The following is an 8,963-nucleotide window of genomic DNA, read 5'->3' on the forward strand; positions in this document are numbered from 1 at the left end:
ACGTCTGCGCGCCCACGGCGCCGCACTGGTTGCCCGCGAGGCTCTCGCCGTGCGCGGCACTCTGCCCGAGGTCCAGGTCAGCACGGAGGTCTCCTCGGAGCATCCGGCGCGAATGCTGTTGCGGCACAGCGCCACCGGATATCTGGTCGCGCTGGGCGCCCAGGGCGCCGACGGCTTCGGCACCCATATCGGCTCGATCCTGCTGTCGGTCACCAGTCACGCCGAGGGCCCGGTCGTGGTGGTACGCACCGAGTCCGAGGAGCAACCACGACCGCGCGAGAGCGGCCCCGTCGTGGTCGGCGTCGATGGCAGCCCGCTCAGCGAGGCCGCGGTGGCCGCCGCATTCGAGGAAGCCGCCGAACGCGGCGCACAACTGGTCGCCGTCCACGCGTGGAGCGATCTGACCTTCGGCTCGTTCGTCGGCGACCCGTACACCTGGTTCCCGATGTCGGATATCGAGGTGAACGAGGAAGCGATCCTCGCGGAGCGACTGGCCGGCTGGCAGGAGAAGTATCCGGACGTCCCGGTGCGCCGTCACATCAGTATGGCCGAGCCCGCTGCCCATCTGCAGCGGTGGAGCGAATCCGCGCAGCTCATCGTCGTCGGCAGCCACGGCCGCGGCAGCTTTCGCGGGCTGCTGCTCGGTTCGGTGTCCAATTACCTTGTCCAGCACGCGAAATGCCCCGTCATGGTGGTGCGCTCGCCGGAGGGAGTGCAGGCACATGAGGACTGAGCATTCGGCGGCCCGTCGCGGTGTGCGGCTGGTCAGCCGCAACCGGATCGCGACTCCCGGCGCCTCGCCCGTGCTGCGGCTGTTCGACACCTTCTTCCTGGAACCGGGCAGCTTGGTGATGGAGCAGAAGATGTTGCGCGGCATCAAGGAACGCGCCGAAGCGCACCGCGTCGCCGACCGCGTCCCGATCGGGAGCAGGGCACCGTGACCACCACAACCGGCACCCCGACACCACTGCCGAGCGCGACCGCGTTCCGCGCGGTCGCCCGGTGCGTGGTCACGACCGTCGGCCTGCTGGCACGGCACCGCATCCGCTGCCCGTCGCGGAATGTGGGAACGTGGCTGAGTTTCGGTGACGGAACCTCGGCGTACGTCTACCGGGAGACCGTGATCGATCGGATCCCGTCGCCCGAACCGTGTGTGCTGCTGGTGCGTTTCGAGTTGTGGGGCGTGCGCGGGCGCGGGCATGCGTGGTTCCGTCGCGAGAGCATTCTCAACACCGTGCTCTTCGCCGGGTTCCCTGGCCTGATCACCAAATTATGGCTGGCGCACGATCAACGCGGCGTGTACCGGGGGCTCTATGAATGGGACGGGGCGGCGTCCGCCGACGCCTACGCCCGCGCCCTGTGGCGGGTGCTGGCTCTCGTCAGTGTCCCGGGGTCGATCGATTATCGGGTGCTGCCCGGACTGCGCCGCCGCGACCTACCGGTGACGGCGGCCCGTCACGGCGCTGGTGGCACGGAATGGTGGCGGGTCACCGAATTCCATTCGAGCGCAGCGTGATTCGAAGCGCGACGCGCCGAACCTCCACCCGGATGGTTCGGCGTTCCCATGGTGTCGGTGTTCGCGCTGTCAGCGTTCGTCGGTCGCCGGCAGCGTGACGCTCTCTCCGGTTGCCAGTACCACGGTGTGGCCGCGGCATTCGATCGTGATCGACCGCGCTCCGTCCGTATCGGAGCTGATCTCGATCCGGCGGGCGTCGATCCGCACGGTGAGGCGATGACCGTGGTAGATGATCGCGAAGGTCAGCGTGCCCAGCTGGGGTGGCCAGCACGGGGCGAAGATCAGGCGGTCGTCGCGGGTTTCGAGCCCGGTGAAGCAGCGCTGCACCAGATCGATACTGCCCGCCATCGCGCCCAGGTGGATCCCCTCGGCCGTGGTGCCGCCCTGGATGTCGGCGATATCGGATTCCAGGACGCTGCCGAAGAATTCCATCGCGCGGTCCCGGTTCGCCCGGGCCAGCACCCAGGCGTGGACGACGGCGCTCAGGGTGGAGCCGTGCGAGGTGCGGGCGAGGTAGTAGTCGACGGTGCGCGGGATGTCCGGGCCGCCGAAATCGTAGCCGAGCCCGGCGAACAGCCGCCCCAGCTCGTCGGCCGAGAACAGATAGAACAGCATCAGGACGTCGGCCTGTTTCGCCACCCGATACCGGTCGACGTCGTCGCCTTCGGCCTCGAGGATGCGGTCGAGCCGGCTGGTATCGCCGTAGCGGCGCCGGTAGTCGTCCCAGTCCAGTTCGGCGAGCCGGTCGTATCCGGCGAACTGGCTGATCACTCCCTCGTGGAAGGGCACGAACATCCGATCGGCGACCTCGGCCCAGCGTTCGGATTCGGCGGCCGGCACCGCGAGGCGGTCGAGCAGTTCCGACCGCACCCGCGGCGGCAGCAGTTCGACCGCGTCCAGGGCGCGCCGGATGACCCACACGGCCATGACATTGGTGTAGGCGTTGTCGTCGATGCCCTGGTAGGGCTGCCCGGGATAGCCGGAATGAAATTCGTCGGGTCCGATGACACCGCGGATGTGATACCGGTCGTCGGCGGGATCGTAGGTGGCCCGATCGGACCAGAAGCGGGCGATCTCCACCAGGAGTTCGGCGCCGAATTCGGCGAGGAACGCCCTATCTCCGGTGGCCTGGTAGTAGTGCCACACGTTGTAGGCCACCGCCGGCCCGGCATGTTGCGCGCGAGCGCTGGCGTCCGGATTCCAGTGTCCCGAGCGGGGATTCAGATGCAGGCGCTGACTCTCCTCGCGCCCGTCGCTGCCGGATTGCCAGGGGAACAGGGCGCCGCGACAGCCCTGTGCCCGTGCCGCGGCCCGCGCCTGCGGCAGGCGGCGGTAGCGGTACCGCAACAGTTCTCGCGTCAGCGCCGGATCGCGCAGGCTCACCACCGGCAGCACGAACAGCTCGTCCCAGAACACGTGCCCCCGGTAGGCCTCGCCGTGCAGACCCCGCGCGGGCACCCCGGCGTCGAGGTCCGCGGTATGGCGCGACAGCGTCTGCGCCACCTGCAGGACGTGCAGTCGCAGCGCGCGCACCGATTCCTCGCTGGCGTCCAGATCGATGCGCAGCCTCCGCCACACATGCTCCCAGGCATCGGCGTGCGCGGCGCAGAGCGCGTCGTAGTCCGGCGCCTCGTCGAGCAGGCGCAGGGCGGCCTCGTCGGGTGCGGAGATCGCGCGATCGCGGCCGGTGAACACCGCCGCCGTCTTGTCGACGACGATGTCGTGGCCGGACTCGGCACGCACGACGAAATCGTGGGCGGCGGTACCGTCGGCGAGCGGCGAGCCGGCCGTCTGCCGCCCGTGCGATGTCACCGTGGTCCGGGTGGCCACCGCCACGGTGATCAGCGACTGCGTGGTTCGCATCAGCGTGGATGCGGTGTGCGCGTCCGGGGTATCGATCCGCAGTTCGCTCAGGTGCGTTCCGGACAGGTCGCGGTACCGGTCGACTCCGGCGTTGCGGACCGATGTGTCGATCCCCGACCGGATGGTGAGCGGTCCGCTCCAGTTCTCGGGCGTCACAGTGGTTCGCATCGCGCACGCGTGGGGTGAGTCCATCGACGCGAAACGCTGCTGAACCACCGCCGTGATCCGGCCGGCGGCGTCGCGGCAGCGCAGCCTGCGGGTGAGCACCGCCTGGCGTAGATCGAATTGCTGTGTGTAGTCCGATAATTCGGCATCGTCGAGATCGAACCATTCGTCGTCGGCGATGCGCCAGGTCAGCGGAAGCCAGTTCGGCAGATTCACCAGGCTCTCGTTCTCGACGTGCCGCCCGGCGATATCGTCGCCGAGCCGGTTGTAGATTCCCGCGACATAGGTTCCGGGATAGTGGTGGGTTCCCGCGCGCGTCTCCGGCGCGGCCGCGCGGGTGACGAGGTAGCCGTTGCCCACCGCGCACAACGCTTCGCGCAGCCGCTCGGCGCCGGGGTCGTAGCCGTCGTAGGTGAGCAGCCACGAGCGTCCCACCGCCCAGTCGCTCTCCCCGGTCAGCAATTCGGCCATCCGCTGCAGGAATTCGCCGGCGCGCGCGGGACTGTCGAGGGCGAACCGCGCCGCGGTGCGCCGGTCGCCGGTGTCGCCGTGGCGAACCACCAGCGGCACTCCGGTGACCTGGATCGCGTCGAAGGCGTCCTCGTCGGTCAGATCGTCGCCCAGGTATACCGGCATCACCGGACGGTCCACCAGATCCAGCACCCAGTGCAGCGCCCGTCCCTTGTCCCAGTCCACGTCGGGACGCAATTCGGTGACCTTGCGGCCGGCGGTCACGCGCAGTCCCTGTCCGCGGGCGATGTCGTGCACGGTGGCCACGACCGTCGAGACGGCATCGGCGGCGACCTGACGATGATGGACGGCGACCGCGAATCGTTTCGGCTCGATCAGCACCCCCGGGATCCGGCTCAACCGATCGGCGAGTTCGGCCGCCGCCCGGACCAGCGCGCGTTCGGCTTTCGGGCCGCCGTCGTGCACGTGTTCGGTGCCGTCGGGCGCCATGAGTTCGAAACCGTGGCTACCGGCGTACCAGATGCCCTCGACACCTACGCGCGTGCGCAGATCGTCGAGTCCGCGACCGCTGATCACGGCGACGGGACACCGCGAGGCCAGCGTGGCCAGGGTGGCGCGCACATTCTCGATCGGGATCGCCGCATCGGGATCGGGCACGATCTCCGAGATCGTGCCGTCGAAATCCAGCAGCACCGCGATGCGCTCGTCCTCGACGGCGTCGGCGATCGACGTCCAGCACGCCAGCGCGTCCGCGATCTCCGACAGGCGCCGGAAACCACTGCGCACCCGGATCTCCTCGGCGTCGGCGACCACCACGTCGGCTCCGGTGCACAGCAGCCGGTCCGGATCGCCGGCGCGCTCGATGCCGATCACCAATCCGAACCCGCCGCGCCGCCCGGCGCTCACCCCGGCCTCGGCATCCTCGACGACGACCGTCCGCTCGGGCTCGGCGCCCAGCCGCTGCGCGGCCAGCACCATGGTGGCCGGATCGGGCTTGCCCGGCAGCCCGAGTTCTTCGGCCACGACACCGTCCACCCGCACGGCGAACAGATCCCCCAGCCCCGCGGCGTCGAGTACCTGGGCCGCATTGCGGCTGGCCGAGAACACCGCGGCCCGCACCCCCGCCGCGCGCAGACGGCGCACCAGGGCCACCGTGGTGGCGAACACCGGTACGCCCGACTCGGCGATCCGGGCGAGGAACACCTCGTCCTTGCCGTTGCCGAGGCCGCAGATCGTGGCGTCGGCCGCCGTGTCCGACGGTTCGCCCCGCGGCAGTGAGATCGCCCGGGAGGCAAGGAAATCCGCGACGCCGTCGTAGCGCGGTTTGCCGTCGACGTAGTCCTGGTAGTCGGAGGCGGTGAACGGCGCGCAGTTCTCGCCCGGCCCGGGTGTGCGGGCGGCGAGGAATCCGTCGAAGACCTGCGTCCAGGCGGCGGCGTGGATCGACGCCGTGTCGGTGACCACGCCGTCCATATCGAAGATCACCGCGTCGTAGCGACGCGCGTCGATCACCGGCCCGGTCACCGGTTTGTCAGGGTGCACTCCCCCAGGCTCCGCTCGCGTGCGGGCCCCGGCAAGGTACACAAGTCCTCATCCACGCGGCCACCGGTCGCCGGTCGCTTCAGGCGGCGGCGGCCACGCGCGTATGCCGGTCGGCCGGGACATCGCCTCGAACGGACCACCCGAACCGGCGTCGCCGGCTCCGAGTGTTGCTGTCGCACAGCTGATTCGGGCCGGGCACACATCCCGGCCGGACCTACTCCGGGTCCACATGCTCCGGCACCACGAGCGTCGGGCAGTGGGCGCGATGCAGGACCGTGGCGCGGGTGGACCGCATCGTGGTTCCGGCCAGGCCCGTCCACCGGTGCCGGCCCACCACCAGCAGCTGGGCGTCGCCTGCTCGTTCCAGCAGGATCTGCGCGGGTCCGCCGAACATGATCTGCGATTCCAGCGCGACGTCCGGATACTTCCGGTGCCACGGGGCCAATTGCCGCTCCAGCGCGCCCGTCTCGTCCGCGCGGAACTGCTGAAGTTCTCCGTCGAGGACGAACCCGCCGACGTCGTCATCGCAGCACCGGACGGCCTGCAGACCGACCCCGCGCAACGCCGCCTCCTCGAACGCACAGCCGATCGCGGTGCCCTCCTCGTCGACGCCGACCACCACCGGCCGCCCATCCTCGCCGACGGTGAACAGGCTTTCGCGGTGGACGACCGCGACCGGGCACCGGGCCTGCCGGGTGACCGCCGAGCTGACCGAGCCCAGCAGCGCCCGGCGGACCGCACCACGACCGTGGCTGCCGACCACGATCATCGGCGTGCGCGCCGAGCGCTCCACCAGTGTGTCGATCACCGGATCAGCGGTCAGTTCGGTCGTGACCTCCACGCCGTCGGCCACATGCCGGGCCATGGCCGCGGCCTCCGACAACACGCCTTCGCCGTTCCAGTACAACCATTCCCGGCCGCCGACGATCTCCATCGCGCTGAGCCCGGTGCGCGGCGCCGAGGCCGACGAGAGCAGGATCCGCAATCCGCACCGGCGCACGGCCGCTTCGGCCGCCGCCCACCGCACCGCCTGCAGCGCCGTACCGGATCCGTCGACGGCCGCGACGATCGTCCGCTCGGTCCCGTTGTCACTGCTCATCGCCGCCTCCTGCCGCCGGGCCTGCTCCGATCGTCCGGCGCCGGTGACCGTCGCTCTAGGGCCGAAAGTCGCTACCGCGGGCCGCCTTCGTCCACGCTCCCCCACCGGGGCGAAGTCGGCGCGTTCGTCCCGGCAGGACAGGCCCTTGGTCCCTCGCGCATCGGCGTGAGCGCGGGCATTGTCGAGGCAGACACCGAGAAAGAGGACGCCATGGACTACCGGGTGGACGTGTGCGAAGTGCCGCCGCAGGCCCTGTTGCGACTACCTCGCGCGATCCGGACGGATCGGCCCGGTGCGGACATCACCGCGGGTATGCGCGAACTGTTCGCGACCGTCGCCCGATCCGGTCTCACCGCCAGCGGCCCGACCGCGATCACCTACACCGACACCGAACGATCGGCGGTCGCGACGAGCGTCGACTTCCGCGTGCCGGTCGAGCCCGCCGCCGAGTTGAGTCTGGCCTCGGGCGCCGAAGTGCTCGTCACCCCCGGCACGACGGTGGCCCGCGCCTGCCACCACGGCGGTTACCGCGATCTCGGTGCCGCCTACCGGAGCCTGGCCGAGTGGGTGGATCGCAACGCCTACCGGATCATCGGCCCGCCGACCGAGGTCTATCTCGTCGGTCCCGACGAGGTGAGCGACCCGCGGCAACTCGTCACCGAGGTCCGGCTGCCCGTGGCTCCCTCGCCGACGATCGTCACCCGGGTGCTCGCCGATTTCGGCACGGCACTGGATCGGGCCCGGAACGCGTTGCGGTCCAACGGCTTCACCATCCTCGCGGAGGTGGACCTGAACACGGCGCGGTACGACGGCCGCACCCGGCGCCTGGCCCACCACACCATCCTGGAGGTCTGCCGCCGCAACCTGCTCGTGGCCGAACTCGCGGACGACGACGGTGCCGACATGATCGTGCCGCATCCGGTGGTCGTGCGTGAGCGCTGCGAAACCGTCGTCGTCGAGGCCGTCGATCCGGCGATCTGGGCCCGCGCACTCGGAAACGAGGAACTGCTGACCCTCGCCGCCGACAGCCGCCGCCACCTGATCGCGGCGATCGACGATCTCGCCGCGACGACAACAGCCCACGACGGTTAGCTTCTCGCCCAACCTCTTCGGCGATCGCGGGCGCGCCCGTCCGAGCCGTGCGGTGGCGGGTCGCCGCCGCACCTCCTACGGTTGATCTTGTCACCGGCAGTCACCGAAGGAGCCCGCGCATGTCCGACGATCAGTGGCTCAACGCCGAAACCCGCCGCGTCACCACCGATTCCGTCGAACTCGCGGTGACCGACGCCGGAGCCGGGCCACCGCTGGTCCTGCTGCACGGCTGGCCGCACACCCGCCGCATCTGGCATCGCGTCGCCCCGGCGCTGGCGCGGTCCCACCGGATCATCGCGCCTGATCTGCGCGGGCTCGGTGAGAGCGAGCGCCCCGCCGACGGGTACGACGCCGCGAGCGTCTCCGCCGATATCGTGAGCCTGCTCGACCACCTGGGCGTCGAGCGCGCCTCGATCATCGCAGTGGACGCCTCGGTGCCGGCCGCGGTACTGACCGCCCTGCAGCGGCCCGATCGGGTCGACCGCCTGGTGGTGATGGAGTCCCTGCTCGGCACGCTGCCCGGCGCCGAGGATTTCCTGGCCGCCGGGCCGCCGTGGTGGTTCGGTTTCCATTCGGTGCCGGGCCTGGCCGAAACCGTGCTGCTCGGCCACGAATCCGACTACATCGACTGGTTCCTCCGGGCCGGCGTCCCGCATGAGCCGATCGATCCCGTGCTGCGAGAACACATCCTCGACGCCTATACCGGTGCGGACGCGTTGCGGGCCGGCTTCGAGTACTACCGCGCCCTACCCCGGACGGCCGGACTGCTGGCCGAGGCGACCGCGGCAGCGCGGCTGACGGTGCCGACACTCGCGCTGGGCGCGGGCTCGGTCGGCGACGCACTGCATCGCCAGCTACGGCCGATCGCGAAAGATGTTGTCGGGCACGTGATTCCGGATTGCGGTCATATCGTCCCACTGGACGCCCCCGAAGCACTACTGGAGCTGGTCACACCGTTCGTGGCATGACGCCCGCTCACATCGAATAGCGCAGGATGGCGGCGGCCGACGCCTCGTCCGGAATATCGGCCTTGCGCACCGCGAGCACCCGCGCGCCCGAAAGCAGTGCGCGGCGGGCGATCTCGTCGAGAATGCCCGGCGTCTCGGTCTCGGATTCGGGACCGAAATCGATCGCACCGGTGTCCTCGGCGACCGTGCCGGGCACGGCGGTGTCGATGTCGACCAGCAACGTCTGCACGATGCCGAAGGTGGCCGC

Annotated in this window: 7 protein-coding genes and 1 pseudogene; 5 read left to right on the forward strand and 3 right to left on the reverse strand. The window is 70.3% G+C overall.

What is annotated here, in order from left to right:
• The 3 genes from ON23_RS29100 to ON23_RS29110 all read left to right on the forward strand — a co-directional run.
• The coding region (locus ON23_RS29100) for a universal stress protein (RefSeq protein WP_039782230.1) at positions 1–733 on the forward strand (733 nt) is incomplete at its 5' end.
• Entirely contained in the window at positions 723–941 is a 219-nt protein-coding gene (locus tag ON23_RS29105; RefSeq protein ID WP_174376533.1) for a hypothetical protein, read from the forward strand. The genes ON23_RS29100 and ON23_RS29105, both read left to right, overlap by 11 nt.
• Entirely contained in the window at positions 938–1,516 is a 579-nt protein-coding gene (locus ON23_RS29110; protein WP_051043525.1) for a hypothetical protein, read from the forward strand. The genes ON23_RS29105 and ON23_RS29110 overlap by 4 nt, the downstream gene beginning before the upstream one ends.
• A 69-nt stretch (positions 1,517–1,585) precedes the next feature.
• Here the strand turns inward: ON23_RS29110 and otsB are convergent, their stop codons facing one another.
• Positions 1,586–5,557 carry a trehalose-phosphatase gene (gene otsB / locus ON23_RS29115; protein WP_276326924.1) on the reverse strand — a complete coding sequence of 1,324 codons (3,972 nt, stop codon included), beginning with the start codon at positions 5,555–5,557 and terminating at the stop codon, positions 1,586–1,588.
• 214 nt (positions 5,558–5,771) lie between these two features.
• Positions 5,772–6,656, reverse strand: a complete 885-nt coding sequence (locus ON23_RS29120) for a universal stress protein (RefSeq protein ID WP_039782234.1) — start codon at positions 6,654–6,656, stop codon at positions 5,772–5,774.
• 165 nt (positions 6,657–6,821) lie between these two features.
• Here ON23_RS29120 and ON23_RS29125 point away from each other — a divergent pair, with 165 nt between their 5' ends.
• Positions 6,822–7,748: a GyrI-like domain-containing protein gene (locus ON23_RS29125; RefSeq protein ID WP_157170317.1), complete on the forward strand. Its 927-nt coding sequence runs from the start codon at positions 6,822–6,824 to the stop codon at positions 7,746–7,748.
• Positions 7,749–7,867: 119 nt separating this feature from the next.
• Complete coding sequence (locus tag ON23_RS29130; RefSeq protein WP_039782237.1) at positions 7,868–8,716, forward strand: alpha/beta fold hydrolase; 849 nt, start codon at positions 7,868–7,870, stop codon at positions 8,714–8,716.
• Positions 8,717–8,723: 7 nt separating this feature from the next.
• Here the strand turns inward: ON23_RS29130 and ON23_RS29135 are convergent.
• Positions 8,724–8,963: pseudogene (locus tag ON23_RS29135) on the reverse strand (hypothetical protein); the annotation flags it as partial.

This window comes from Nocardia cerradoensis NBRC 101014, from assembly GCF_000308535.1.
Taxonomy (GTDB): Bacteria; Actinomycetota; Actinomycetes; order Mycobacteriales; family Mycobacteriaceae; genus Nocardia; species Nocardia cerradoensis.

Bases quoted from the DNA above. Each gene is read 5' to 3' on its own strand.
- ON23_RS29105 (WP_174376533.1), top strand. From the start codon at position 723: ATGAGGACTGAGCATTCGGCGGCCCGTCGCGGTGTGCGGCTGGTCAGC.
- ON23_RS29120 (WP_039782234.1), bottom strand. From the start codon at position 6,656: ATGAGCAGTGACAACGGGACCGAGCGGACGATCGTCGCGGCCGTCGAC.
- ON23_RS29130 (WP_039782237.1), top strand. From the start codon at position 7,868: ATGTCCGACGATCAGTGGCTCAACGCCGAAACCCGCCGCGTCACCACC.